A 25,519-nucleotide genomic window follows, 5' to 3' on the forward strand; every position below is an offset into this window, starting at 1 on the left:
ATACCCGAAAATTTCGCGAGGTGCAACATGGCGAAGCGAAAAGGCAAGGCGCAAACAGGCGGTACCGCCGGTGCCACGATCGGTTATGAGGCCGAACTGTGGCGCATGGTCGATACGTACCGCGCCTGGCGCGGCGAGAAGGGGGCCGGCAAGTACGCCGATGTGCCCGGTTTCTGCAGGAGTGTCCCGCTGGAGGAGGTGCGCAAACACGGCCACGTGCTCACTCCCGTCGCTACGTCGGCGCCGAGGTGCAGGAATACGATGGCGAACCGTTCGATGAGAAGATGCGGCGACTTGTCACCCAGCTCCGCGAGCAGCAGGCGGAGGCGGTCCGACTCGATGCAGCCATTGCTGAAAATCTGAAGGAGCTGGGGTATGGAGAATAAACCGGTGTTGGTTCCACCCGAGGGCCAGCTTCTCATCTATCAGGATGGTTCCCTTCGCGTGCAGGTGCGTCTCGACGGCGAGACCGTCTGGCTCACCCAGCGGCTGATGGCCGAACTGTACCAGGTATCAGTCAAAACGATAAACGAGCATTTGCTCAACATCTACGAAGAAGGAGAGCTGGAGCCAGAGGCAACTGTCCGGAAATTCCGGAGAGTTCAAACCGAAGGCTCGCGGCAGGTTTCCCGCGTGGTGGACCACTACAATCTGGAAGCCATCCTGGCGGTGGGCTACCGCGTCCGTTCCAGCCGCGGCGCCGCCTTCCGCCAGTGGGCTACCGCCCGGCTTTCGGAGCTGCTGGTCAAGGGCTTTACCTTGGATGACGATCGGCTCAAAGAGGGCCGCACCTTGGGGGATCACTACTTCGAAGAACTGCTCGAACGCATCCGCGATATTCGCGCCTCCGAGCGGCTGTTTTATCAGAAGATCACCGACATCTACGCCACCAGCATCGACTACGATCCCAAAGCCGAGATCGCCCAGACCTTTTTCGCCACGGTGCAGAACAAACTCCACTGGGCCATTCACGGCCACACCGCCGCGGAGATCATCTATCAGCGCTCCGATGCGAACAAGCTCCACATGGGCCTGGCCACCTGGAGAAACGCACCCCACGGTCCCATCCGCAAGGCCGATGTGACCGTGGCCAAGAATTACCTCTCGGAAGAGGAAATCCGCGAACTCAACCGCGTGGTCACCATGTATCTCGATTACGCCGAGGACATGGCGCGACGTCACAAACCCATGTACATGGCCGACTGGGTGAAAAAACTCGACGCCTTTTTGCAGTTCAACGAGAGGAATATTCTTACACACGCAGGCCGCATCTCCCATCAAGTGGCCGAAGAGCGCGCTCTGGAAGAATTTGGAAAATACGATAAAGAACGACGCAGGCTGGAAGCAGTGCAGCCCGCGAGCGACTTCGACCGGTTTCTCGAAGAGACGAGGCAACTGGCGGGTGGAAAGATAAAGGAGCCGCCGGAAAAAGACAAGGCGCTACGGAAAACAACGAGGGAAAAGAAATGAAGGACGCGCAACAAGATAGTGTCTATCAAAGGTGGGTAAGATCAGGGGCCCTTCACCATGTAGCCAGTACCGGGACGCCGGGCACACGCGGGATGTGCCGTATGAGGGTGGAGTCGTAAATCCTTCGCGGGCAGCACGGGACCGGGCGGGAGATGGTCTCTCCGGACGTGTTGCAACTCTGCCCGGAGCCGCCGTTTTTTCGCTTCCTTCAGGTCCGAGAAAATATCGCTCCTCATCGTCCGTAGAGAATGACGGATGGCATTTCCCCTGTCCCGTTTCAGGGATGACGTTCTCCCGGTTCCGTCACAAAAGGTTTTCCGGCCCGTTGACAAAATCCAGGGGGCTCTCTATACTACCCGCAACAACTGAATAGGGATCGACGCATCCAGAGCGGTGGAGGGACAGGCCCTACGAAACCGCGGCAACCTTCGCGAAAGCGAAAAGGTGCCAATTCCTGCAGGATTTCCTGGAAGATGGTCGAGGCGGTGTTGCCAATATGGTCTCTTCCTCGATTCCGGGGAAGAGACTTTTTTTGTGTTTGTGCGTTTTTTGTGCGTTCCCATGCGGCAGTTCAAGGGAAAGGAGGAGACCGACATGACCCGATGCTTCACGAAACGGTTCACGAACGGAATGATGTGCACCATGATGATGTGCGACGACGGCGGATCTCCTCCAGGAAGGACCGGCGGCTGCTGATTCGTCGCTTTCCGGACTGGCCGGGATCCGCTTGGGATCCCGGCCTTTTTTTGTGCTCTGAAAGGGAGGTGGACGCTGGTGCGGTGACGGCAAAGGCGACGGGCGGCGCACTCGGAAGAAGCGCGGAGGAAAGGATCGCCGGGGCCGGAAGACACGGCCCGGCGGGGACGATGCGGACATCACCGCAAGGGAGGAAGACGACATCATGAGAACGAATGTGGTTGTGCGTGGAGCAGTGGCTGCGGTTGCGTTTGTGCTGTGCGTTGCGGCGGGGGGAACGCGCTCTTCGGCGGAGGAGCTGGAGAAGCTCCGGGTGGGCGCCACGGCGGGCCCCCACGCGGAGGTGCTGGAGTTCGTCCGGGAGGGGGCGCGGGCGCGGGGGATCGATCTCAAGGTGGTGGAGTTCAGCGACTACATCGCGCCCAATGCGGCCCTCGACCAGGGGGATCTGGACGCCAACTCCTATCAGCATCAGTTCTTTCTGGACACGCAGAACAAGGACCGGGGCTATCACCTCGTGTCCATCGCCAAGACCGTGGTTTGCCCCCTCGGTTTCTACTCGAAGAGGATCAAGAACATTGCCGAGCTGAAGGACGGGGCCACCGTGGCGGTGCCCAACGACCCCGCCAATGTGGGGCGCGCCCTGGTGCTCCTTGAGCGGCAGGGGTTCATCAAACTTCAGGAGGGGTTGGGATACAGGGCGTCCGTGCTGGACATCGTGGCAAACCCCAAAAAGCTCAGGATCGTGGAGATCGAGGCACCCCAGCTTCCCCGCTCTCTGGACGACGTGGATCTCGGGGCGGTGAACGTGAATTACGCCGTGGAGGCGGGGCTGTCGCCCATGACGGACGCGCTGCTGATCGAGGATCCCGCCACATCCCCCTTTGCGAATCTCATCGTGGTCCGGGAGGCGGACAAGGACCGGCCGGTCTTCCGGAAGCTCGTCGAGGCCTACCAGACGGAGGACGTGAAGCGGTTCATGCTGGAGCGCTTCAAGGGCGCCTTCGTTCCCGCATGGTAGGGTCGGAAGCGACACGGGAGGTGCGGGCGATGGGTGTTTTTTCCGGAACGAGAGCAGGGGGTGTTTCGCGCCTCCGGGGACGGGCGGTCTCCGCGGGCGCGGGGGCCGCGAAAGGAGGCGGTGCGCCGTGGCGATCTCCCTGCGCGGTCTGACCAAGGTCTACGGCACCGGCACGGGGGCCGTGAAGGCCCTCGACGACATCACCCTGGAGATCCCGGACGGCGCGATCTTCGGGATCATCGGCCAGAGCGGGGCGGGAAAGAGCACGCTCATCCGCTGCGTCAATCTGCTGGAACGTCCGTCGGCGGGGACCGTGAAGGTGGGGGAGGTTGACTTCACCTCCCTCTCCGGAGATGCGCTGCGGCAGGCCCGGAAGAAGGTGGGCATGATCTTTCAGTCCTTCAATCTTCTGTCGCGTCGCACGGTCTTCGGCAATGTCGCCCTTCCCCTGGAACTGGCGGGGTGGCCGAAGGAGGACATCCGGTGCCGCGTGGCGGAGCTGCTCGCGCTCGTGGGGCTGGAGGAGCGGAGGGACCACTATCCCTCCCAGCTCTCGGGAGGGCAGAAGCAGCGGGTGGGCATCGCCCGGGCGCTGGCGAACAATCCGGAGGTGCTCCTCTCCGACGAGGCCACCTCCGCCCTCGACCCGGGAACAACCCGGTCCATTCTGGCGCTGCTTCGGGACATCAACGAAAAGCTGGGGCTCACGATCCTGCTCATCACCCACGAGATGCAGGTCGTCAAGGAGATCTGCCACGGTGTGGCGGTTCTCGAAAAGGGGCGGATCGTGGAGCAGGGGTCGGTGTTCGACATCTTCGCCGATCCGAAGGAGCGGGCTACCCGGGACATGCTGGGGCAGGACCTCGACGCGGAGCTTCCCGAGTCCTTCGCGGGGCTCGATTTTTCCCGGGAGCCCCTTCCGGGGAGCGATCTCGTCCTCCGGCTCCGCTTCTTCGGCGACATCGCCGCGGAGCCCGTCATGTGCGATCTGATCCGGCGGTTCGATCTGGACGTGAACATCCTCACCGCTCACATCGATCATCTGCGCAACATGCCCTACGGAACCCTGGTGATCGGTCTTTCCGGGGAGGAGCGACAGCGGCAGGCGGCGCTCAAGGCGCTGCGCGCGCTGGATCTCAGAGTGGAGGTGGCCGGCTATGTCGCAAAAGCTCTTCGCCGTGCTATGTAGCTCGTTTGCGGATACCCTCTGCATGGTGGGTGTTTCCAGCGCCCTCGCCTTTCTCTTCGGGCTCCCTCTGGGGGTGGTGCTTCTGGTGACCGGAAAGGGGCACATTCTGGAGAACCGTGCGGTGAACGGACTTCTCGGGAGCATCGTCAACGCGGCGCGCTCCACGCCCTTCATCATCCTTCTGGTGCTTCTTCTTCCCGTGACGAGGATGGTCGTGGGGACCACCATCGGCACCGTCGCGGCCATCGTGCCCCTGGCAATCGCGGCCACGCCCTTCGTGGGACGGGTCGTGGAGGGGGCGCTCCGCGAGGTGGACGGAGGGGTCATCGAAGCGGCCCTCGCCATGGGGGCCACGCCCTGGCAGGTCATCCGGAAGGTGCTGCTCCCCGAGGCGCTCCCCGCCATCGTGGGGGGGCTCACCCTCTCGGTGATCAACCTCATCGGCTATTCCGCCATGGCCGGAGCCATCGGCGGCGGCGGGCTGGGGGATCTCGCCATCCGCTACGGCTACCAGCGCTTCCGCCTCGACGTGATGCTCGTCACCGTGGCGGTTCTCATCGCTCTGGTGCACCTCTGTCAGGCCACGGGAGATCTGCTCGCCCGGCGCCTCCGCCGCGACGGAAAAAGCTGAGCGCCGGGGAGTTGGGTGAACGAGGGCATTGCAGACGGGGGGCGGGTGCGGCCCCGGGATGTCTCAGAGCCGCGTTCCGCCCCGCTTGCTCTTATAACGTTTCAGGAGGGTGTTGGTCTGAACCCGCCGGATTTTCTTCATGACAACGTCGACGCCCCTGCCGCGTTCATAGTTCATACGACGGCAGGGGCGTCGGCGTTGCGTGGTGTAGTCCGCGTGTGGCCCGTCGCGATTCATCCCGGCGGATTGACAGAACAAGACGGTTGGGATACAAAGAGGACACGGAGTGATGAAAAATTTTCTTCAGAAAAAATTTTTGAAGAAGAGGAGTCGTTACCGATGGCGAAGCACGTGCGAAGAACGGAAGAGCATCCGAACGGTTCCGTGCTGGAGCGCATCAGAACGATGGGGGAGCGGTTGAGCCCCAAACAGAGGCAGTTGGCTCGTTTCATCGTGGAATCCGGTTCCGAGGCGGCGTTCATGAACTCCGTCGCTCTCGCCGCTGCGGCGGGGGTCAGTGACGCCACGGTGTCGCGGCTTGCCACGGCGCTCGGTTATACGGGGTTCGCCGAGTTCCAGGCGGGAATTCAGGCGTTGCTCCAGGAGGACATTTCCTCGCTCCGGAGGTTTCCCCTGGACAGGGAGAGTTCCGGAGACACGCTCTTCGCCAAAGTTTTCGCGCTGGAGGCGGGCATTCTCAACGAAACGCGGGACGCCGTCGATGCCGCCGCCTACGACCGGGCGGTGGATCTGCTCTCCGGGGCGAAGAAGGTCCTTGTGGTGGGGTACGAGCCCAACGCCTGCGTCGCCTCCTACGCGGCGTTCTTTCTGGGTGTCCTGAGGGCGAACGTGCAGAGCGCCACCACGCTGGACGTGCGGGTCTTCAATGCCGTTCAGGACATCGGTCCCGATTCGGTGGCATTGGTCTTCAGCTTTCCCAGGTATCCCCGGCGCATCCAGACCACGGTGGAATTTCTCAAGGCCAAGGGTGTGCCGGTCATCGGCATCACGGACAGCGTGCTCTCGCCTCTGGCCCCTCTCTCGGACGTGCTCTTTCCCGTGCCCATGAAGTTCATCACCTTCATCGACCCTCTGGCGGGAGCCATGGCCCTGGTCCATTCCCTGCTCATCGGGGTTTTTCTGAAGGACGCGGAACGTTCCCGGGGGCAGGTGCGGGCCTTCGAGGAGTTCGCCGGCAAGGACCGCTATTTCCTCAGGCAGGACGTGGACATTCTCGGTCTGCTCTAGCCGGTCGGAAAAAACGGTGGCAGCAGGGAATATGTTTCAAACATCGGAGTTTTTGTGCGTTTCCGTGGTTGTGAAGGGCTCCGGTGCCTGCATCGGGTCCGGCGCGGCGGCGTTCGGGATGAACGGGAGGGGGGTGAGGGATCGGAGGGAGAGCGGGTGTATCGGTCCGAGGTGAAGGGGACGTGGCTGGCCGGCGGTGTGTCCTCCTCCGGAGGGCGATCCGGTATCGGAGGGCGCGTCGCGGAAAGGAAACCCGCAGTGGCGGTGGGTGGTTTTCGGAAGGAAGCGGAGTCAATCTTCCGCTCCGACAGAAGAAATGAGGTGACGTCATTTCATGAGAAAAATGGTATTCGGCATCCTCGTCGTTGCGTTGTCGGTTCTCTTCGCCGTTTCGGGATGGGCGGCGGAGACGGTCAAAATCCGCATGGCTGGTCAGAGCCCCATGGAACACCAGGCCACGAAGCACCAGTTCGAGTTCAAGGAAGCCATCGAGAAGCAGTCCGGCGGTCGGTTCGAGATCAAGGTCTATCCGGCGAACCAGCTCGGCGACTACACCCAGGTGTACGAAGAGATCATGCGGGGAACGCTGGAAATGGCCCTCATCAACATTCCCAGCCAGTTCGACCAGCGCCTTGAACTGACCTACGTTCCCTATCTCGTCGAGAACTATGACCAGGTGAAGACCTTCTTCGCTCCTGACGGTTTTATCGTGAGGGCCCTCGGCTCGATTCACGAGAAGCTCGGCGTGAAGCTCCTCGGCTTCAACATCGAAGGTCTCGGCGGCTTTGCAACCACGGTTCCCGTGGAGAACGCCGCGGATCCCAAGGCGAAGAAGAACGTCCTGCTCCGGGTGCCCCCCATGGACGTGTTCAAGCTCCACGCGGACGACCTGGGGTACACCACCATCTCCGTTCCCTACGCCGAACTCTACACGGCCCTGCAGACCGGCGTCGCCCAGGGATGGAGCGGCGGTCCTCCCGTTTTGACCTACCTCAGTTTCCGGGACGTGATCAAGAACTACTACCAGTACAACTCCCATCTCGAGAGCGAGTGCTGGCTCATCAACAAAAACCTCTGGGACAGCTTCTCCCCGGAGGACCAGAAGATGTTCATGGATGTCATCGCCGGACTCCAGGCCAAGAGCACCGAGATCGCCCAGCAGGACGACACGGAGTACCTCGAGAAGATGCGCGAGGCGGGCATCGCGGTGAACACCTTCTCGAACGAGGAACTTGCCGCTCTCGCGGACTACACCCGGGAGACCACCTGGCCCCGCCTGCGGGACCGCCTGACTCCCGAGATCATGGACGAACTGGCGAAGCAGTACCAGTAGAACGCTGTACCGCCGGTGAACGGCCGGGGTTCCCGGTAGAACCCCGGATCGTCCCGGCATCGCGGAAAGAAAGGAGCGTTGTCCCTTGGCGAGCGACTGCACGCCCCGGCGACGGGGAAACCCCTTCGGAAACGGCATGCTGGGGCACGCTCTTCTGGGGCTCCAGAAGGGCATCATGATCGTCTGCAGTATCGTCGTTGCCGTGGGGATCAGCATTGCGGCGGTTCTGCGCTATGTTTTCCGTACCGATCTCTACGGCAGCGAGGAGATCATCGTGATCTTCGCCTACTGGCTCTATTTCGCCGGAGGTGCCTTCGGTGCCTACGAGCGGAGTCACATCACCGCCGACGTGGTGTCGGTCTACGTGAAGAATCCCAGGCTCAAGGCGGCTCTCGCCTGCCTCGCCTCCCTGTGCACGTTCGGCCTCTCCACACTCTTCGCCTGGTGGGGGTGGCGCATGTTCGCCTGGGGGCTCGAAAAGGGGGGTGCCACGCCGGTGTGGCGCATTCCGCTGGTGATCCCCCAGAGCGCCATTTTCTTCGGCCTGGTGCTCATGTCCGTCTACTTTGCCGGCAACGTCCTCGAGGACGGAAAGGTCCTCGCTGCAGCCTGGCGGAAAGACCCGGAACATCTCCGGGAGGTGGGCGAATGATTCCGGAGGAGGATGCGGCATGATCATCGGCGCGCTTGTTCTGCTTTTCGTCACTCTCGTGGTGGGCATTCCCGTTCCCTTCGCCTTCCTCGCCTCCTCGGTGTACGTCATCGTTCTGGGAGGGTACGACCCGAGCTTTCTGCTTCCCTACGGGTACAGCAAGATGAGCACCATCGTGCTCCTCGCCATTCCGCTCTTCATCATGGCGGGGGGGATCATGGAGCGCGGCAACATCGGCGAGAAACTCATCGACGTGGTGGACCTCTTCGTGGGGCGGATCCGGGGCGGTCTCGGCGCCGTTGCGGTGGTGTCCTGCGCGGTCTTCGGCTCCATCACGGGAAGCTGCTGCGCCACCCTTTCCTGCATCGGTTCCATCATGTTTCCCCGCCTGGAGAAGGCGGGCTATTCCAAGGGGTACGCGGCGGCACTTCTCGCCAACGCCTCCGTGCTGGGCATCCTCATTCCGCCCAGCGCCATCATGATCCTCTACTCCTGGGTGGGAGGGCAGTCCGTGCTGGCCTGTTTCCTCGCCACGGTGATCCCCGGGGTGATCCTCACGATACTCTTCGCGGCGATCAACATGTGGATGCAGCGGAAGAATCCGGATCTCGTCCTGGCGGAACCCCTCGCGCCGGGAGAATTTTCGGCGCTCGTGCGCAAGCGCACCACCCGGGCGCTCCCGGCGCTCTTTCTTCCCGTGCTCGTCCTCGGGGGGATTTACGGTGGATTCATGACCCCCACCGAGGCGGCCGCCCTCGCCACGGTCTACGCGGTTCCCGTTGGGTTCTTCGTCTACAAGGGGCTGAACGGGCGGGAGTTCCTGAAGGTCCTGGTGGAGTCCGCCACCACCACGGGGGTCATCATGGTCATGCTCTATTCCGTCATGATCCTGAGCCGTCTCTACATCATGGAAGATCTTCCAGGGGAGTTGCTGGCCCTGCTTCAGTCCGTCACGAGCAGCAAGGTGGGGATTCTCCTCATGGTGAACGTCTTCATGGTCGTCATGGGCATGCTCATGGACGACGTGAGCGCGGTCATGCTCTGCACGCCCATTCTGCTTCCCGTGGTGACCGCCATCGGCGTCCATCCCATCCATTTCGCGGCCATTCTCGGCGTGAATCTCGGGATGGGGAACATCACGCCCCCCACGGCGCCGGTGCTCTACCTCAGCGGACGTCTGAACGGCGCGGCGGTGAACGGAATGCTCTATCCCACGCTGGTGCTGATCTGCTTCGGCTGGCTGCCGGTGCTGCTGCTCACCACCTTTTTCCCGGATCTCTCGCTTCTGCTTCCCAGAATGATCCTGGGCATCAGATAGAACTGACACTTCGCTCTTCGCGCTCCTGTAGAGCGCGGCCATATTCGACGGAGGTGGATCGATCATGAGAAAGACAGTCGTCACGGACAAGGCCCCGGCAGCGGTGGGCGCCTACAGTCAGGGGACCTACGCGGGAGATTTCCTCTACCTGAGCGGGCAGATCGCGCTCGACCCGGCCACGGGCAAAATGGTGGGGGACGGCGATCCCGCCGCGGAAACGCACCAGGTCATGAAGAACATCCAGGGCGTTCTTTCCTCCCAGGGGCTTTCGTTCGACCACGTGGTGAAGGCCGTGATCTACGCGGCGAGCATGAAGGACTTCCCCGAGATCAACAAGGTCTATGCCTCCTATTTCTCCGGCAGCTTCCCCGCCCGCTGTTTCGTGGAGGTTTCCGGCATGGCCCTGAACGCGAAAGTGGAGATCGACATCGTTGCCTACAAAGGATGACATGAACGGAACGATGCTTTCGAGGGAGGCCCGGGAGCCCTTTCGCCGGATGTTGCGCAGGCACACCTTCGTTACCGTGGGGTGCACCGACCCCGTTGCGGTGGGACTTGCCGCCGCCGCTGCCTACCGTCTCACCGGCGGAAACGTGCGGCGCATCGTGGTGGAGATGGACCGCAACATCTATAAGGACGCCATCTCCGTGGGCATCCCTGGGACCATGGAAATCGGTCTTCCCCTGGCGGTGGCCCTGGCGATTCTCCGGGGCGATCCCGACGAGGGGCTGCGCCTTCTCCGGGGTGTCACCGCGGACGACGTGGTCCGGGCGAAGGAGTGCGTGCGGGCCTGGCCCATGGAATTCCGTGCCGCCGGAGAGGAGCCTCCCATCTATGTGAAGGCCCTCGTGGAGACGGATAGGGGCGTGGGGGAGGCGGTCATTCGGGGCGGACACGACCGTATCGTGGAGACGGTGACGAACGGCGTGCGCACCGTCCTCGCCCAGGAAACGGCGGAGGATGACGGCGATCCGGATCTCCTCGACGTGGTCAGCGGCTGCAGCATGGAGGATCTTCTCCTCGCAGTGGAGTCCTTCGACATGGAGGAACTGGATTTCCTCGCCGAGGGAGTGGGCATGAACCTCGCCGCGGCCAAAGCGGGGGAACGGGGTGGATGCGGTACCCCCTCGTCCCCGGTCGGATTGGGGCTGGGGGCGCAGTACGCGTTTCTCGCCCGGAAGAGCTTTCTCCGGGACGATCTCGTCAACCGGGTGAAGCGCAAAGTGGCCGCCGCCGCGGACGCCCGCATGGCAGGGTGCGACGTGCCCATTTTCGGCTGCTACGGCAGCGGCAATCACGGCATCACTCTCTTTCTCACCGTGGGGCTCGCGGCGCGCCATTACCAGGTATCCTGGGAGGCCACGAACCGGGCGCTCGCCCTCTCCCTGCTCATCGTGGGGGTCATCAAGAGCCGCACGGGCATACTCACGCCTCATTGCGGCTGTGCGGTGGCGGCGGGGACGGGTGCCGCGGGAGGAATCGCCTGGCTTCTGGGCGGGCGTGCCAGGGAGATCGAGAACGCGGTGCATCTCATGATGGGCAATCTCACGGGCATGCTCTGCGACGGCGCCAAGTACGGCTGTGCTCTCAAGATGGCTACCTCGGCGGGCGCCGCCGTGGAGAGCGCTGCCATGGCGGCCCTGGGCGGAGCGTTTCTGCCCGAGCGGAATGGCATTGTGGGACGGAATTTTCAGCATTCCATGGACAACCTGCGCAAGATCACCGACGTGGGCATGCGCGATGTGGATCGGTCGGTGCTGGAAATCCTTCTCGATGGAGAGCCCTCGGAAGGGACGCGCTGAGCTTTCCCCGAGGCGCGTCGGGAGGTTTTCCGCAAGGGCGGGTGTTGCCCCGCGCCGAACCCGCTTTTTCGGTGCGAGGGGCCCGGGGCTCTGGCAAAGGGACCGGAAGGAAAAAGGCCGGAGCACGGAAAGAAAAAAAGAGCGAGGACCTTGAGCGGAATTTCCGCTCAAGGTCCTCGCTCTTTACGTTTTGCTGCGGCTGTGGTGTCCGCCTTTGCGTTCGTGGGTCGTTTTCTCAGGAGCCGCAGAACATCAGAATGGTCTCCGCAAGAACTCCCGCCGTGGCGACCACGGAGTCGAACTCCACGAACTCCTCCGCGCCGTGCAGGCCGTATCCCGTGGGGCCGAAGATGACCGTGGGAATGCCCGCCTCCGCCAGAAGGGCCGAGTCGAGCCAGCCGCTCATGCCGGAAAAGTCCGGAATGCGCCCGAGCACATGGGAGCAGGCTCCCCGGAGCGCTTCCACGATGGGAAGGGAAGGGTCCACCTCGAGGGGTGGCCGGGAGAAGAGAATCTCCAGGTTGGCCCGGAAGTTGTTGTCCCGGGAACGGATCTCCCGCAGGATTGTCTGGAGTTCCCGCTCCACCAGAGCGCTGTTCTCGCCGGGAAGCGTCCGCCTTTCCAGCTCGATGCGGCAGAAATCCGGATAGGTGGAGAGCTCACGCCCTCCCCGAATGGTCGAGGCGTGCACCGACGGCGCGCCCAGAAGAGGATGCGTCCGTTCCTTGAGGCGTTCTTCCAGCGCTTCCAGTTCGGCGAGGAATTTTCCCGCCTTCACGATGGCGTCCACGCCCTCCAGGGGACGGCTGCCGTGGGCGGCGACTCCCGCCACGTCCACCCGTGCCCAGACGAACCCCTTGTGGGCCACGCAGACTCCGAGGTCCGTGGGCTCGCAGACGATGCCCGCATCGGCCCGGACTGTTCGGAGCAACACTTCCGTGCCGAGGCTCGCGTACTCCTCGTCGGCGACGAAGCCGAGGATCACGTCGCCTTTCGGCCGCAGTCCCGCGTCCACAAGGGCTTTGACCGCCGCCAGCTGGGCGGCCACGCCTCCCTTCATGTCCATGGTGCCCCGACCGTAGAGGCGCCCGTCCCGATAGTCTCCGAGAAAGGGCGGGATCGTCATGCCCTCGACGCCCACCGTGTCCGTGTGACCGTTCAGGAGGAGCGATCTGCCGCCTCCAGTACCGCGGAGGATGCCCACGGCGTTGTAGCGGGAGGGAGCGATCTCCGCGACCTCCACCTCCAGTCCCAGGGCGGCCATGCGTTCTCCGAGCCAGGCGGCGATATCCGCCTCGCCACGCCCTCCGGGGACCAGGGAGGGGTTTACCGAGTCGATGGCGACCATGGCACGCAACGTGTCGAAGAGGTTTCCCTTGTCGATGACAGGAGCGTTCGCGGACATCGGATCAAGTCCTTTCCTTCTCGGAATGTCTCCTGTGCAGTATAGCGAATCGGTGCCCGTTCGGCATGCGCTCCCGAGAAAGGCGGAATACTCCGATTAGAGAAAAGATTCTTGTTGCCGATGAAGCACACGTTTCCTTCGGTTTTTTGCGAGACCTTTTCATTTTTTCTCAAGAAAAAGCGCACGATCCATGAAATTTTGAAAAGTCAATCGCTGCTCAGGAGGCATGGTGCTGTCCTTTCAGCGTCGTTCCCGCCAGTCCCCGTATTCCATGTACACCCGGGTTCTGTCCGCCACGGTCTTTCCGCAGAGGCGTTCCACCAGGTACAACGACAGATCGATGCCCGCGGAGATTCCTTCGGAGGTGCAGATCCGTCCGTTGTCGGTAAAGCGAAGATCCTCCCGGATGATCGCTCGGGGAGCGACCTCGCGGAGCTTGGGAAGAACCTCGTGGTGCGTGGTGGCCTCCAGACCGTCCAGAAGCCCTGCCGCGCCGAGGATGCACGCGCCGGAGCAGACCGAGAAGGTGAGTTCGCACCGCGCCGTAACATCGCGTACCCAGGCGAGGACGTTTTCCTTGTGCATTTCCGTCTTCGATCCCGCGCCTCCCGGCACCACGAGCACATCCACGGGGGGATGGTCGGCAATCCCGAAGTCCGCGAGGACCCGGAGTCCGTTCACGGCCCGGACGACCCGGGCGGTCTCGCCGATGGTGAGGACCTTGAAGAGGGTCCAGCCGCTCAATTCGCCCGTCACGGCGAACACCTCGAAGGGACCGGCGAAATCCAGCACTTCCATGTCGTCGAAAACGTAGATTCCAACTGTGCGCATTTTTTTCCTCCCTCTCTTGCGTCGGGCGGCCTCTCCGGGACGCCTCTCCGGAATGTTGTGGTGCCGTGCCCGAGGTGCTTGGCGGCGTGGAAAGGAAACGTCGTCCCCGTGCCCGTTTGTCTGGAGAACGAGGATCTCGGCGGGAAGGCGGGAGCATCGGCCTGAAACGTCGTCTCCGTCCGCTTGTCTGGAGAACGAGGGGGTTGCGAAGAGCCTTCCGCATCGGAGGAGCTCCCTCTGCCGGGGATTTTCGTGTGCTTCCGCGCTTTTCGGGAGCGCGGCGTTCTTCTCCGGGGGCAGCGGCGGTGCGCGCAGCACCGCCGGTTCGGACGGTCTCACCGGATGGTTTGCGCCTCGGCAGGCGTTTTTAGGCGCCGTTCCGCGGCGACGGTGCCGAGAACGAGGAGCAGCACCACGAGAAGAACCCATTTGGGGGAGAAGGCGAAGATGGCGAAGAACGCTCCGGCGAGGAGCAGGGAGCAGACCTTCGCCGTCGGGGACGGGAGCAGTTTCGCCCCCGCGAGGACGGCGAGCCCGGCATTGCAGATCAAAAAGGCGTTGGCGACTTCCACCGCGCCTTCGAGGGAAAAGAATCCCTGCCCCTGTACAAAGAGGACGATGCCGTGACAGGCCGCGAGAAAGAGCACCGCCGAAGCGGGAGCACCCAGGGCGTTCTTTCGGGCGAAGAGGCGGGGAAGGTGCCCTTCCTCGCCCTGGGCAAGGAGCAGGCGCGCCACGCCTCCCACGAACATGATGTAGGTGCAGCCGCAGAGAAGAAGCGCCAGGATGCCCAAAAGCGGCGCGGCGGCGGTGCCGAAGAGCGGCTCAAGGATGGCCGCCATGGTCAGGGGAGTTCCGGCATGCGGCGGGACCGCGAACTGAAGCGCTCCCACCGCCGTGCCGTAGATCACCGCCACCGCGAGGAAGGCGAGCGTCACCGCCCTCGGGACGGTGCGGCGGGGGGTTGCGATCTCCGGTGTGTAGTTGCCGAGGATCTCCCACCCGATGATGGCCCAGAAGAGAAGGAGCAGCAGCGATCCGAAGGACGACGGATCGGCGGCGGCGGCCGCATTCAGTGTGCGTTCCAGGATCTGCGTGTCCGGGGCGGTGGCCAGGGCATAGGCGCCGCCGGTGACGAGGATTCCCGCGACGAAGGTGGACGCCCAGAAGGAAAGGCTTCCCACGAAGGAGATGTTGCAGAGCAGAACGCCCGCGCACAGGGCGAGGAGAAGCGCCGAAATCATTCCCGGGGCTCCCCAAAGGCCCGGGAGGATCGGTGCGAGATAGCGCTCCGCCGTGCGGAGCACCGCCGTCGGGCCGAAGCAGACGGCGATGGTGAGGAACCAGGCGCAGAGGTTTCGCAGGGGCATGCCGAAGGCCACCCGAACGGCTCCGACGAGGCCGTCGCTTCCGGGGTAGCGGATCGCCAGCGCTCCCGTGATCCAGGCGAAGAGCCCCATGAGAACCAGCGTGACCCCCCAGGCGAGAAGAGCCGGATCTCCCACCCGCTCCAGCGCCAGCGGAGGGAGCAGGATGATTCCCGATCCGAGCACCGGACCCACGAGAAGCCCGCTCAGTGACAGCGCGTTCAGGCGCCGTGAGGATGTTTCCTTCATGTCGGTCCACCTCCGAATAGTGTGCGCTTCCCTCTTCGGAAGCGTTGTCACTATACGGGATAGGGTTCGATTGGTAAAATTGAACATAGTGATAAGAGCCATCGAAAAAATCGATGATTTGCCGGGTGCCGTCGAGGGTGGACCTTTTCGGGAGGGAAAGCTTTCCGCCCCGGACGGCGGGCCTCCGGAGTGTCTGCCTGGCGCCGGAGCGGGCGGAAATTTCCGGGAACGGGAGACAGAAAGGACGGAGAAGCGGTCATGGACACACGTTATGTCGCCACGTTTCGCAAGGTTGCTGCGCTGGGGGGGTTCACCCGTGCGGCGGAACAGCTCGGATACACCCAGTCCACCGTTTCCACCCAGATTCAGGCCCTGGAGGAAGAGGTCGGCCTGCCCCTCTTCGAGCGGTCCGGGCGCCGGGTGCTTCTCACCTCCGCGGGAAAACGTTTTCTGCGCTACGCCGAGGAAATGATGGCCCTGGAGGAACGCATTCGGAACATGGCCGGCGAGGAAGGAAAAATCCACGGAGAACTCGCCATCGCCGCGGGAGAATCCGTCACGGTGTACCGGTTGAACGGTGTCCTGGAGACCTACCGGCGAAGCTTTCCTGGGGTTTCCCTGAGCCTCCGCAATTCCCAGTGTCCCATCATGATCGACTGGCTTCGCCGGGGCGAGACGGATCTGGTGGTGCTCATTTCCCAGCCCGTGCGGCTGCCCGACCTGGAGGTGGTCACCCTCGTGGAGGAACCCATGCTCTTCGTCGCCGCCGCGGGAACGGACGAGGACCTGCTGGAGCGCGCTCTGGCGGCACGGCGCCTCGATGCCTGCCTCATCGTCACCGAGCAGGGGTGCAGTTATCGCCTTTTCATGGAGCATTTCTTCCGCGAGCGGGGCATTCTGCCGGACAAACAGATGGAATTCTGGAGCATGGAGGCCATCAAGCGCTGCGTCGAGAGCGGCCTTGGAATTTCCTTTCTTCCCCGCATGGCCGTTCGGGAGGAACTTGCCTCGGGGCGCATGACGGCGCTCCGGTGCGATGCCGAGCTGGAGCGTTTCGTCACCCAGATCGCCTGGCGGCGCAACGGGTGGATCTCTCCGGCGGCGAAGGAGTTCGCCCGCATCTGCATCGACGCCGCCCGGGAATGGCAGTGACGCCAAACGGGGGTGTTACGGAGCCGTAGGGCTTGCGTCTCTTATGGAAAGCGTATGGAGCAGGGGGCGGTTTGGATCACCGCCCAGGGAGAGCGAGGCTCTTGTCAAGGAGGAACGACATGGCTGTTTCGGTTCTGCTCGCGGATGATCATCCCCTCACTCGTTCCGGAATCGCCGCGTTCCTCCGGGAACAGGCTCCGGAACTGGAACTGGTCGGAGAGGCCGAGGATGGCGTCGAGGCGTGGCGCCTTCTCGTCGCCACCCGGCCCCAGATAGCGCTTCTGGACATTCGCATGCCCGGGGAGGACGGCATCGCCCTGGCCCGAAAGCTTCGCGCCGAGGGAGTTCCCACCCGGGCGATCATGCTCACCGCCTACAACGCCCAGGGGTACGTGCTCGCGGCGCTCGCCGCAGGGGCAAAGGGGTTCGTGGTCAAGTCCTCGGCGGTGAGGGAACTGCAGCGGGCCATCGACGTGGTGATGAGCGGCGGCATGTACCTCGACTCCCAGATCTCCCATGTGGTGGGTGCGGAGAACGTGCTGGTGGAACCCCTCACGGAGCGGGAACGGGAGGTGCTGCTCCTCGCCTCCCGGGGACTCTCCATGAAAGAGACGGGAGCGGTGCTCCATATTGCGGAGCGCACCGTCCAGGCTCATCTCGGGTCCGCCTACGGCAAGCTCGGGGCGAAGAACAAGACCGAGGCGCTTCTTCTGGCGATCAAGCACGGCATGCTGCTTCTGGACGAGCTGCTGGAGGACGGGGAGCCGTGAGGCGGCACCTGCTCCTGATCCTTTCCTTCTGGGTGGCGCTTCCCATGTTCGTGGTCTTCGCCCTCTCGGGAATCGCCCTCATGCGGCAGAAGCAGGCCGTGGAGTCCCTCGCGGCGACCTACGCGGCGAATCTCGCGGAGAGCATCGCCGCCTCCTGGAAGGACAACCAGGCCGCTCTGCAGAACGGCTCGGGCAGGAGGGGGCACGCGGTCGGTCCCGGAACGGAATCGCCCCCGAGAGGCGAGTCGCCCCGCCCTCCCGAAATTTCCCCCGGCGGGGAGTCGTTCGTCCCGCCTCCGGAGTCGCATTCCTCCATGCCCCTGCGCATGCGGGAGATGATGGAGCGGCGGCGGCAGGAGCGCCTTTTTGCCGAGGGGCCTCCCGTTCCCGGGTGGGTCGCCCTGACGACGGCGGAGGGGGGCTTTCTGCGGGGATCGCCCGGGGCCGCCGAGGCGTTTCCCGCCGTGGCGGAGCACCTCCGGTCGCTGCCGAAGGACCAGGTCACCTCTTCCGCCCCCGCCCGGATCCGGAGTCCCTTGGGGGAGCGGTTCACCGTCGCGTTTGCATCCCCGGAGGACGGGCGGTTCGTCATCGTGGTCGCCGTGTCGGTCCCTCGCATGCTCGGGCCTCTGGGGCACCAGGGGACGCTCTGGGCCGTGCTGGTGCTGGCCATGGCCGCGCTGGGGCTGGTGGCGGTGTGGTTTCAGTGGCGGTGGCTCGTCCTCCCTCTGCGCCGTCAGGCCGGAGAGGTGAAGGAACTGCGCTGGGGAGAGGAGCGGCTCGCCCCGCCCCGGGGCTTTCTTGTCGAGGAAATGCACGACCTCGGGGAGGCGCTTTCACTCCTCTCCGGCGCGGCGGTGGAAAAGGAGGAACTGCAGCACCGCTACGTGGGGGACATCCTCGCTGCCCAGGAGGAAGAGCGGAGCCGCATCGCCCGGGATCTCCACGACGGCCCCCTGCAGATCGTCTCCTCCCTGATCCAGCGGGTGCAGCTCGCCCGTCTCGCCGGGGGCGCCCGGAAGGTCGAGGCGCCCTTGGGGAACGATGCGTCCTCCGCGGATGCCCGGGAAGAGCATCTCGCCCGGGCCGAGGATGCCGCCGGCTTTGCCCTGGCGGAGCTGCGGGGGATCTGCGATGCCCTTTCCCCGCCCTGGATTGATCTTGGATTGCTTCAGGCCATGGAAGAACTGGGAAATCGTCTTGCCCGGAGCTTCGGCGTGACCGTGACGGTGACGGGCGAGGGGGGGCTCGACTGTTCGAGGGATCGCGTGCTCGCCCTCTTCCGGATCTTTCAGGAGGGGGTGGCCAATGCGGTGCGCCATGGCGGCGCGACGCACCTGCGGCTGCACCTCGTGGGCACGGAGGATGGAGTCTGTTTCGAGCTGCGGGACGACGGTTCGGGTGTTCCCGGCGGCCTCGATCCGGAAAAACTTCGCGCCGCGGGGCATCGTGGGGTGGTGGGCATGATGGAGCGGGTCGCTTTCTTCGGCGGCACTTTTTCCCTTGCCGCCGCTCCCGAGGGCGGAAGCGTCCTGCAGGTTCTTCTTCCCGGAGGGAACGGGGGGAGGATCTAGCGGAAAGGGGATGGGCTGGGCGCTCCTCGGAGCACCTCTTTGTTTCCGGGACACGTCCCGGAAGTGCAAAAGCAAGGTCCTTGCGCCGTCTCCTTGCGTGAGTCCGGGGTTTCTTTTCTCTCCGGGGAACGTGGAAAGCGCGGTCTCCCCTCACTCCGACAGAATCCGGAAAAAGTTTTCCCCCCGGAGGAGGGATGCGACGCGGGGCACCGGTGCCGGACGGATTTTCGGCGGTTGCCCCTGTCTGTGCGAAGGTCTCCGAGGGAACGGGGTGGGGTTTTCTGTTTCGGAAAGGCTTTCCGTCAGGGAAGGGGGATCTTTCCCAGATCACCCAGAATGGAGACGATCCGGGGGGCCGCTCGGTCGCTCAGATCGAGCACGGAGGTGGTTATCTGCATTCCCGCCGTGTCGTGCCAGCTCGTCTCCGAAACGAGCACCCGGGGACGTATCAGATCGCGTCCCGCGGAGGCGAGGACGATGCCGACCCGCCCGTCGGAGAGTTCCACCACCGAGCCGGGAGGAAAGAGACCGATGGCGGCGAGCAGCGTCTGGACGATGTGCGGATCGAAATGGTCCCCCGCGTGGTCCACGAGGAGATTCAGCGCCTGGCGTTTTGCGGAAGGCTCTTTGTAGACTCGTTTGGAGGTGAGGGCGTCGAAGACGTCCGCCACTGCGCCGACCCTTCCGAGAAGAGGGATCTCACTGCCGCTGAGGCGGTCGGGATAGCCGCCTCCCTGCCAGCGTTCGTGGTGGGAACGGATGACACTCAGGATGAGGGGATCCGTCACGCCACCTCGTTGGGCCAGTTCCTCTCCCCAGAGGGCGTGATTCCGCATGATGGAGAACTCTCGGTCGTCCAGTTTGGCGGGCTTGTTCAGGATCTCCAGGGGGACCCTCGCCTTGCCAAGATCGTGAAGAAGCCCTCCCGTTGTGGCTGCTTCCACCAGGTCCGTCCGGTCGGGAAAGAGCCTGGAGGCGAGAAAGCCCGTGAGAAGCGCCACGTTGAGGGAGTGCACGTAAGTGTACTCGTCGGCGTCCCGTACCGCCGCGAGGGAAAAAAGAATCTGGGGCGTCCGGGAGAGTTCCCGGGCGAGAAGGCGTCCCGTAGCGGCGAGGTCCGTGAGATCCTCCTCGGCCCCTCCGGTCTCGTACATGCGTTCGAAGACCTCGCCGATCTGGCGCACGGTCTTCATCGCAAGTTCCGGATCCACTCTGGCTACGGGAATCTCACCTTGGCGGAGCAGATTCTCCAGCTCCTCCACGGAGATGGAGAGTTCCTCCCGAACGAGGAGTGTGTCCACGCCCTGTCGCAGCAGGTTTTCCGAGACCGCCGCCGCATCCCCGTTCCAGGGATAGACCGATCCTCTCGGAAGAAGGAGGGCTCCGTCCTTTCCCACCACGTCCTCGGCGAGAATTCCCTTGCATTGATGCATGTTCGAGACAGCAACGCGTCGCACCACGTACACCGGGACACTCCCCCTCTTCCCGAAGCGTTTCTTCAATTCATGTCGAGCGGAGAATCTTTTTTGAACACCATTGTAAAGATTTTGCTTTTTTTCTGCCAGAGCAGGAATGCTCTTTGAACAGGGGCCTTTTTGCCCAGTTGGAAGCGGTGTCTTTTGTCGGTCGTGTCGTGGTGTTCCGAAAGAGGCGGGGCGTCGGGGTTTCTTTGCCGTATGCGTCACGTGGTGAAAAGGCTGTCATGGCGAGCGGCGACCAGATGTGTGCGTCACATTGTGCAAAAAGGTTTTCATGGTGTTCGGCGGGAGTCTGCGGCGATGAGCCGCACTTTTCCAGGAGTGCCTTTTTGTGTTCGAGTGACAGATTTCTGTCGGGGGGCGGATGCCCGCGGCGTTTCTTTTGCGGCGCAGGGTATTCGTGGGGCGGATTTCCGGAATCCGCGGCGGGTGATGCGCCTCTTCGTTTATAATGGAATGCAACAGCGCGGCGCGGCGGCATGTTCCCCCGAAAGGCGAGGGGCACGGTGCGCCGAAGCAATTCTGCGGTGGGGGTGCGGACTCCCTCCCGCGGGAAAGGAAATGTCCCCTCGCCCATTCGACATGAAGGAGGAGTGCGGTATGGCACGGAACACTCGGAAAGAGCAGTCGGGAACGGGCGCGTGCGTTTCCGCGGAAAATGCGGCGCGCAGGGCGAAAGCGCCAGGAGATCGGGTGTGGGGGATCTGGCTTGCGGCGGTCTTTCTCTTCGTCCTGTTGTGGGGAAGTGGCGCCGACGCGGCCCGGCTCACCATTCTCCACGTGAACGACACGCACGGGCACTCCTGGCCCTTCAATGCCGGGGGCGCGCCCGACGTGGGGGGCTTCGCACCCATGGCCACGCTGGTGAAGGCCATCCGGGCCGAAGTCGAAGCCGCGGGAGGCCACGTGCTCTTTCTCCACGCCGGGGACATCAATACGGGCGTGCCGGAATCGGACATTCAGTCCGCCATTCCGGACATCGTGGCGCTCAACATGCTCGGCCTGGACGCAGTCACCCTCGGCAATCACGAGTTCGACAATGCCAGAGACACGCTCTACCGGCAGCGGCGTTTCGCCCGCTTTCCCTTTCTTGCCTCGAACATCGTGAGCGGCGACGAACTCCCCTTCGATGCACCTCTGATCAGGGAGTTCGGCGACGTGACCGTTGCGGTGTACGGTCTCACCACCGAATCCACACCCATTGCCACCGATCCGGAGAACACGAAGGGGCTTGTCTTCCGGAACGCCGTCGAGGTCTCCCGGGCGCTCGTGCCTCTTCTGGCGAAGAGCGCGGACGTGGTGGTTGCCCTGACCCACCTGGGATGGCCCGCCGGCGCCGAGGACGAGGGGATCACCACATCGAAAGCCCTCGCCGAGGCAAAGGTCCCCGGCCTCGACGTGATCGTGGACGGGCACTCCCACACCCTTTTCGACGACCTGCAGCGCGTGGGCGATGCCATCGTCGTGCAGGCGGGAGCCTACGGGGAATATCTCGGGCGTCTGGATCTGGAGGTGGAGCAGGGCCGGATCGTCGCCGCGACGTGGAAGGCGCTTCCCATCAACGTGAAGAAGGAGATCGGAAAGGACGCGGCGGGGAAGGCTGTCTACGGGCTCGTGGGGGATTCCGTTCCCGCCGATCCGGAGGTCGCCACGGCGCTGGACTATTTCGCCGAGGTCGGCTCCGAGGGGCTCGACAGAAAAGTGGGCGAGACGAAGATCCTGCTCGACGGCGAGCGCGACCATGTGCGGAGCGGCGAGACGAACCTCTCGCACCTCCTCACCGACGCCATGCGCTGGAAGACCAACGCCAGTGTGGCCTTTCTCAACGGAGGCGGCATCCGCGCCTCCATCCCCGAAGGGGACATCTCCTACCGAAGTGTGCTCACGGTGCTTCCCTTCGGGAACACCCTCTACGCGCTCGATCTTTCCGGCGAGGATCTGCAACGTTTTCTGGACGCCGCCGCAAAGGTCTCCGCGGGCAAGGGCGGCTTCCCGCATTTTTCCGGCCTGACCGCCACCTTCGCGGACGGAACGGCCAGGGACATTCTCGTGGACGGAAAGCCCCTCGACAAGGCGAAGCAGTACCGCCTCGTCACCCTGAGCTTCCTGGCGAACGGCGGGGACGGTTATTCGGTGCTCAGGGAAATCAAGGACGCGGTGGGGCGTGGCTACGACACGGGATACACGGACGCGGACGTTTTCGTGGACTACCTGAGCTACCTGGGCGTCGTGGAGAAGACGGCGGAGGAGCCGCGCATCCGCCGGTAAAAACGAGCGTGCCGACGCTTCCTTTGGAAGGATGCCGCAGGGACTTCGAAGCCTTTTGCTCCTTGGAGTCTTCACTTGAGAGGAACGGTGGCAAGAAGCGTTCCTCTCAAGTGTCGCGGAACGTGATGATCAAAAGAGAGTTTCTGTAGTTTCTCCCATGCGAACCTTTGTATCTCCTCTATAGAATACGTATGCTTTCCGAGGCGTTCTCTTCTGAAGAAGCGCGATTTTTGAGGAGGTGAGAGGATGCGGCGCGATACGTCGGGACGTCCTATGCTGCGATCGTTGATCCTTTGGGGAGCGCTTTTCTTTGGGGCGATGGCCTTTGTCGCTCCTGGAGAGGCGGGAGAGCAGGAAAAACTTTTGGTGTGCGGTCCCTGTAGCTCCGCCTTTTTGCCCACGGCGTCCAGGGTTGTGGAGGAACTTGGGCTTTCCGACAGAATTCTCGTGAAACGGTTGTGTGCGTCAAGCTGATAACGCTCGAACAGTGCTGTGGAGAATTCTCCGTTGCGGTCTCTGGGAATCCGCAGTTCCAGCTTGCCGATTTGCGTGACCAGACTTCGGGTAGAGTAGCCTGACCGATAACCCGTACGTTCTGTGTTGCGCTCATGTCGTTCGGCTCCAAGGAGTTCCGTCATTTCCCCGTCAAGGATTTCTTGCAGCACTTCCTTCATCAGGGTCTTCAGGGCGTCCGTTTCGTTCCCGAAAAGGGCTTTCATTCCAGCGAAACGACTGCTATGCTTCTTTCCGGTCATGGTGTATCGCCTCCTAAGGGCTTGGGTTGCTTGTGCGCTGCAGACAACCTACACCATGACCTTCTTTCTTTGAATCCCCCTCCGCAAGCACTTTTTGCACACTCTTTAGAGCATAATCGTTGCATCCGCGACGGCCCGGGAGAGACTATAGTTTCTGAGCCGTCGGAACGGCAGCTATGAGTGCCGTTTCGACGTGGGAAGGCCGGAGGCTCTCTACGGAGGGGCGTAATACGGAAACCCCGGGGAGGAGTGTGCACTCCTCCCCGGGGTCTTTCGTGGTGGTGTTCCCGTTCTGCTCGCTTCGGTCTGGCGTTTCGCCTCAGGCGGTCTCGATCCAGTCGAGGCCGAGCCTGCAGAGGGTGTCTTTTTCGGGCAGGCCCGTCTCCCGGTCCCATCCCATGGCGTCGTAGAAACTGTCCAGGGCGACGGCGAGGTTCACCTTTTCACCGGCGCCCCGGCCATCCCGTCCGGGCTCGTCGGTGAAGCGCGCTGGAAGCGAATCGTCCTTGCGGGAGAATCCGAACCGGGCGTTGATGAGGCGTTCCAGGTTGATCACTGCCTCGGCCCGCTGGAGCAGCTCTTCCTTCGAGACGGGACGCCCCAGGGCACAGCTCAGCAATTTTGCCCAGGTGGAGGGTTTCACCGCGAGGGTGATGGAGGCGAACAGGCATGTCCCGAGCAGGTTCGTGGCCATGCAAAGTTCCTGGAAAGGTTTGACCCATCCCTTGTTACCGTCCTCGGTAAAACTGATGTCTCCCAGGATGTCCAGCTCGGGCTCCCTGTAGCCGAAGGCGTCGATGCTGGAGGCATAGGGGCGCAGGTGATCCGCTCCCCGGGGGGAAACGGCGTGGACCACCGCCTCGCCCTTGCTGGCCCGAACGCCGTCGGCGGCCATCTCCAGCCCTTTCACGTGCATGGCGGCCTTCTCCGCGTCCTTGCCGAGGCGCTCGGCGGCTCGTTTCACCCCCTCGGCGAGGAGGTCCCCCAGTCCTTCCCGGCGGGCGATCTTGGGCACGAGGTCGAGCATTCCCTTGACATCGCCGAAGGCGAGGGACATCCCCCAGTCGGCCTCCTTCAGGACTCCTGTCTCGAACCACTCCATGGCGGTGGCCACGGCCTGTCCGGTGGAGATCACGTCGAGGCCGAGGTCGTTAGCCCAGTGGTTTGCCGCGGTGATGGCCTCCAGATCGGTGATTTCGCACTTGCTGCCGAAGGCTGCCACGGTCTCGTACTCGGGGCCGCCACCCTCGAGTCCTTCGAAGGGGCCCTTGCGAATGCGGGTGTGTCGCCCGCAGGCGATGGAACACCCCGAGCAGGCGTAGGGCTTTACCTCAAGCGTTTCATGGTAAGCCTTGTGCCCGAGGAGGGACCGGCTTTCGGGAAACTCGTCCCGCTGCCAGTTTCGGGTGGGGAGGATCCCCAAGCCTTCGATGGCGTCGTAGAAGGAGGGGGTACCGAAGGGATGCAGCTCCTCCCGGACGAAGGTCTCGGCGAAGAGTTCCTCCCGGGCCGCCTTGGCGGCTTCACGGAGTTCCTCGGGATCGGCGATGGGGAGCGTTTTCGTCCCCCGTATCGCCACGGCCTTGAGTTTCTTGCTCCCCATGACGGCGCCGGGACCGCCCCGCCCAAAAGCGCGGTGCTTGTCCGTCATGATCGCGGCGAAGCGGACCAGGTTCTCTCCCGCGGGGCCGATGGAGGCCACCTGCCATCCCGAGCCGTCGAGCCGTGCCTTCACGGCGTCCTCCGTCTCGGCGACGCCCTTGCCCCAGAGATTCGACGCATCCTCCAGACGTGCCGCACCGTCGTCCACGACGAGGATCTTCGGGGACGACGCGGCGCCGGTGATCACCAACAGATCCACGCCGCTCCGCTTGAGTGCTGGACCGAAGTGCCCTCCGCCGTTGGAGGCCCCCAGCGTTCCTCCCGCAGGCGAGCGGAAGAAAGCCACACACCGCCCGCTGCAGGGCGCGGCTGTTCCGGAAAGCGGTCCTGCGGCGAAGATCAGGGGGTTGTCCGGCCCGAGTGGATCCGGTCCTTCCGCCGCGAGATCCAGAAAGAGCCTCGCCGCGACACCCTCGCCGCCCACATAATCCCGGAACCATTCCTCCGGAAGCCCGCGGATCTCCGCTGTGCCGTCGCTCAGGTTCACGAACAACGCCTTGCACCAGTTCCCCTTCATGCCTTTTCCCCCTCCTGTGCGGATGTCTCCGCCGGGGAATGCGCGGTCCTCCGGCGGAGCCTGTGCAGTGTCATTGTACGCCATCACGAGGGTTTCACTCAACGGTGTCTTCATGGCGAAGGGGGAAAGAA

Annotated in this window: 20 protein-coding genes, 1 pseudogene and 1 riboswitch; of the genes and pseudogenes, 15 read left to right on the forward strand and 6 right to left on the reverse strand. The window is 63.5% G+C overall.

Features of this window, described 5'->3' with window-relative positions:
- The first annotated feature begins 98 nt into the window (after positions 1-98).
- From K349_RS0105830 to K349_RS0105890, 11 genes are all read left to right on the forward strand, one after another.
- Entirely contained in the window at positions 99-386 is a 288-nt protein-coding gene (locus K349_RS0105830) for an SAM-dependent DNA methyltransferase (protein WP_211240328.1), read from the forward strand.
- Positions 376-1,470, forward strand: a complete 1,095-nt coding sequence (locus tag K349_RS0105835; RefSeq protein WP_026368897.1) for a virulence RhuM family protein — start codon at positions 376-378, stop codon at positions 1,468-1,470. Before K349_RS0105830 ends, K349_RS0105835 begins: the two co-directional genes overlap by 11 nt.
- Positions 1,471-1,848: 378 nt before the next feature.
- Positions 1,849-1,949: riboswitch (SAM riboswitch) on the forward strand.
- Between the two features lie 422 nt (positions 1,950-2,371).
- A complete protein-coding gene (locus K349_RS0105845) occupies positions 2,372-3,187 on the forward strand; it encodes a MetQ/NlpA family ABC transporter substrate-binding protein (protein ID WP_026368899.1) in 816 nt (271 codons plus the stop codon).
- 127 nt (positions 3,188-3,314) lie between these two features.
- Complete coding sequence (locus K349_RS0105855) at positions 3,315-4,376, forward strand: ATP-binding cassette domain-containing protein (RefSeq protein WP_026368900.1); 1,062 nt, start codon at positions 3,315-3,317, stop codon at positions 4,374-4,376.
- On the forward strand, positions 4,345-5,007 hold the full coding sequence (locus tag K349_RS0105860) for a methionine ABC transporter permease (RefSeq protein ID WP_026368901.1): 663 nt from the start codon (positions 4,345-4,347) through the stop codon (positions 5,005-5,007). Before K349_RS0105855 ends, K349_RS0105860 begins: the two co-directional genes overlap by 32 nt.
- A 339-nt stretch (positions 5,008-5,346) precedes the next feature.
- Positions 5,347-6,255 carry a MurR/RpiR family transcriptional regulator gene (locus K349_RS0105865; RefSeq protein ID WP_026368902.1) on the forward strand — a complete coding sequence of 303 codons (909 nt, stop codon included), beginning with the start codon at positions 5,347-5,349 and terminating at the stop codon, positions 6,253-6,255.
- A gap of 334 nt (positions 6,256-6,589) precedes the next feature.
- On the forward strand, positions 6,590-7,588 hold the full coding sequence (dctP, locus tag K349_RS0105870) for a TRAP transporter substrate-binding protein DctP (RefSeq protein ID WP_026368903.1): 999 nt from the start codon (positions 6,590-6,592) through the stop codon (positions 7,586-7,588).
- A gap of 85 nt (positions 7,589-7,673) precedes the next feature.
- Positions 7,674-8,240 (forward strand): TRAP transporter small permease, encoded by a 567-nt coding sequence (locus tag K349_RS0105875; protein ID WP_026368904.1) that lies wholly within the window; start codon positions 7,674-7,676, stop codon positions 8,238-8,240.
- A gap of 19 nt (positions 8,241-8,259) precedes the next feature.
- A complete protein-coding gene (locus tag K349_RS0105880; RefSeq protein WP_026368905.1) occupies positions 8,260-9,558 on the forward strand; it encodes a TRAP transporter large permease in 1,299 nt (432 codons plus the stop codon).
- 64 nt (positions 9,559-9,622) lie between these two features.
- Positions 9,623-10,006 (forward strand): Rid family detoxifying hydrolase, encoded by a 384-nt coding sequence (locus K349_RS0105885; RefSeq protein WP_026368906.1) that lies wholly within the window; start codon positions 9,623-9,625, stop codon positions 10,004-10,006.
- A gap of 1 nt (position 10,007) precedes the next feature.
- A complete protein-coding gene (locus tag K349_RS0105890; RefSeq protein ID WP_026368907.1) occupies positions 10,008-11,360 on the forward strand; it encodes an L-serine ammonia-lyase, iron-sulfur-dependent, subunit alpha in 1,353 nt (450 codons plus the stop codon).
- Between the two features lie 235 nt (positions 11,361-11,595).
- On the opposite strand, the gene K349_RS0105895 is transcribed toward K349_RS0105890, so the two are convergent.
- The 3 genes from K349_RS0105895 to K349_RS0105905 all read right to left on the reverse strand — a co-directional run bounded on the left by K349_RS0105895 (position 11,596) and on the right by K349_RS0105905 (position 15,212).
- A complete protein-coding gene (locus K349_RS0105895) occupies positions 11,596-12,765 on the reverse strand; it encodes an ArgE/DapE family deacylase (RefSeq protein WP_034264284.1) in 1,170 nt (389 codons plus the stop codon).
- Between the two features lie 240 nt (positions 12,766-13,005).
- Complete coding sequence (locus tag K349_RS0105900; RefSeq protein ID WP_026368909.1) at positions 13,006-13,596, reverse strand: DJ-1/PfpI family protein; 591 nt, start codon at positions 13,594-13,596, stop codon at positions 13,006-13,008.
- A gap of 335 nt (positions 13,597-13,931) precedes the next feature.
- Complete coding sequence (locus K349_RS0105905; RefSeq protein ID WP_026368910.1) at positions 13,932-15,212, reverse strand: APC family permease; 1,281 nt, start codon at positions 15,210-15,212, stop codon at positions 13,932-13,934.
- A gap of 258 nt (positions 15,213-15,470) precedes the next feature.
- Between K349_RS0105905 and K349_RS16530 the strand changes: the two genes are divergently transcribed.
- The 3 genes from K349_RS16530 (at position 15,471) to K349_RS17845 (ending at position 18,708) form a co-directional block, all read left to right on the forward strand.
- Positions 15,471-16,364, forward strand: a complete 894-nt coding sequence (locus K349_RS16530) for a LysR family transcriptional regulator (protein ID WP_034265020.1) — start codon at positions 15,471-15,473, stop codon at positions 16,362-16,364.
- A gap of 119 nt (positions 16,365-16,483) precedes the next feature.
- On the forward strand, positions 16,484-17,134 hold the full coding sequence (locus K349_RS0105915) for a response regulator transcription factor (protein ID WP_026368911.1): 651 nt from the start codon (positions 16,484-16,486) through the stop codon (positions 17,132-17,134).
- Complete coding sequence (locus K349_RS17845; RefSeq protein ID WP_026368912.1) at positions 17,131-18,708, forward strand: sensor histidine kinase; 1,578 nt, start codon at positions 17,131-17,133, stop codon at positions 18,706-18,708. The genes K349_RS0105915 and K349_RS17845 overlap by 4 nt, the downstream gene beginning before the upstream one ends.
- 302 nt (positions 18,709-19,010) lie before the next feature.
- Here the strand turns inward: K349_RS17845 and K349_RS0105925 are convergent, their stop codons facing one another.
- Positions 19,011-20,174 (reverse strand): HD-GYP domain-containing protein, encoded by a 1,164-nt coding sequence (locus tag K349_RS0105925; protein WP_026368913.1) that lies wholly within the window; start codon positions 20,172-20,174, stop codon positions 19,011-19,013.
- A gap of 612 nt (positions 20,175-20,786) precedes the next feature.
- Between K349_RS0105925 and K349_RS0105930 the strand changes: the two genes are divergently transcribed.
- The gene (locus K349_RS0105930) at positions 20,787-22,454 is read left to right on the forward strand and encodes a 5'-nucleotidase C-terminal domain-containing protein (protein WP_026368914.1); all 1,668 of its coding nucleotides are present in this window, start codon (positions 20,787-20,789) and stop codon (positions 22,452-22,454) included.
- Between the two features lie 470 nt (positions 22,455-22,924).
- Here K349_RS0105930 and K349_RS19625 read toward each other — a convergent pair.
- Both K349_RS19625 and K349_RS0105940 read right to left on the reverse strand, forming a co-directional pair.
- Positions 22,925-23,173: pseudogene (locus K349_RS19625) on the reverse strand (transposase); the annotation flags it as partial.
- A 355-nt stretch (positions 23,174-23,528) separates the two neighbouring features.
- Positions 23,529-25,388 (reverse strand): aldehyde ferredoxin oxidoreductase family protein, encoded by a 1,860-nt coding sequence (locus K349_RS0105940; RefSeq protein ID WP_026368916.1) that lies wholly within the window; start codon positions 25,386-25,388, stop codon positions 23,529-23,531.
- Positions 25,389-25,519: the final 131 nt, after the last annotated feature.

This window comes from Aminiphilus circumscriptus DSM 16581, from assembly GCF_000526375.1.
GTDB lineage: Bacteria > Synergistota > Synergistia > Synergistales > Aminiphilaceae > Aminiphilus > Aminiphilus circumscriptus.

Coding starts and splice junctions, on each gene's coding strand:
- K349_RS0105835 (WP_026368897.1), top strand. CDS start 376: ATGGAGAATAAACCGGTGTTGGTTCCACCCGAGGGCCAGCTTCTCATC.
- K349_RS0105845 (WP_026368899.1), top strand. CDS start 2,372: ATGAGAACGAATGTGGTTGTGCGTGGAGCAGTGGCTGCGGTTGCGTTT.
- K349_RS0105860 (WP_026368901.1), top strand. CDS start 4,345: ATGTCGCAAAAGCTCTTCGCCGTGCTATGTAGCTCGTTTGCGGATACC.
- K349_RS0105865 (WP_026368902.1), top strand. CDS start 5,347: ATGGCGAAGCACGTGCGAAGAACGGAAGAGCATCCGAACGGTTCCGTG.
- dctP (WP_026368903.1), top strand. CDS start 6,590: ATGAGAAAAATGGTATTCGGCATCCTCGTCGTTGCGTTGTCGGTTCTC.
- K349_RS0105880 (WP_026368905.1), top strand. CDS start 8,260: ATGATCATCGGCGCGCTTGTTCTGCTTTTCGTCACTCTCGTGGTGGGC.
- K349_RS0105885 (WP_026368906.1), top strand. CDS start 9,623: ATGAGAAAGACAGTCGTCACGGACAAGGCCCCGGCAGCGGTGGGCGCC.
- K349_RS0105890 (WP_026368907.1), top strand. CDS start 10,008: ATGAACGGAACGATGCTTTCGAGGGAGGCCCGGGAGCCCTTTCGCCGG.
- K349_RS0105895 (WP_034264284.1), bottom strand. CDS start 12,765: ATGTCCGCGAACGCTCCTGTCATCGACAAGGGAAACCTCTTCGACACG.
- K349_RS0105900 (WP_026368909.1), bottom strand. CDS start 13,596: ATGCGCACAGTTGGAATCTACGTTTTCGACGACATGGAAGTGCTGGAT.
- K349_RS0105905 (WP_026368910.1), bottom strand. CDS start 15,212: ATGAAGGAAACATCCTCACGGCGCCTGAACGCGCTGTCACTGAGCGGG.
- K349_RS16530 (WP_034265020.1), top strand. CDS start 15,471: ATGGACACACGTTATGTCGCCACGTTTCGCAAGGTTGCTGCGCTGGGG.
- K349_RS0105915 (WP_026368911.1), top strand. CDS start 16,484: ATGGCTGTTTCGGTTCTGCTCGCGGATGATCATCCCCTCACTCGTTCC.
- K349_RS0105930 (WP_026368914.1), top strand. CDS start 20,787: ATGGCACGGAACACTCGGAAAGAGCAGTCGGGAACGGGCGCGTGCGTT.
- K349_RS0105940 (WP_026368916.1), bottom strand. CDS start 25,388: ATGAAGGGGAACTGGTGCAAGGCGTTGTTCGTGAACCTGAGCGACGGC.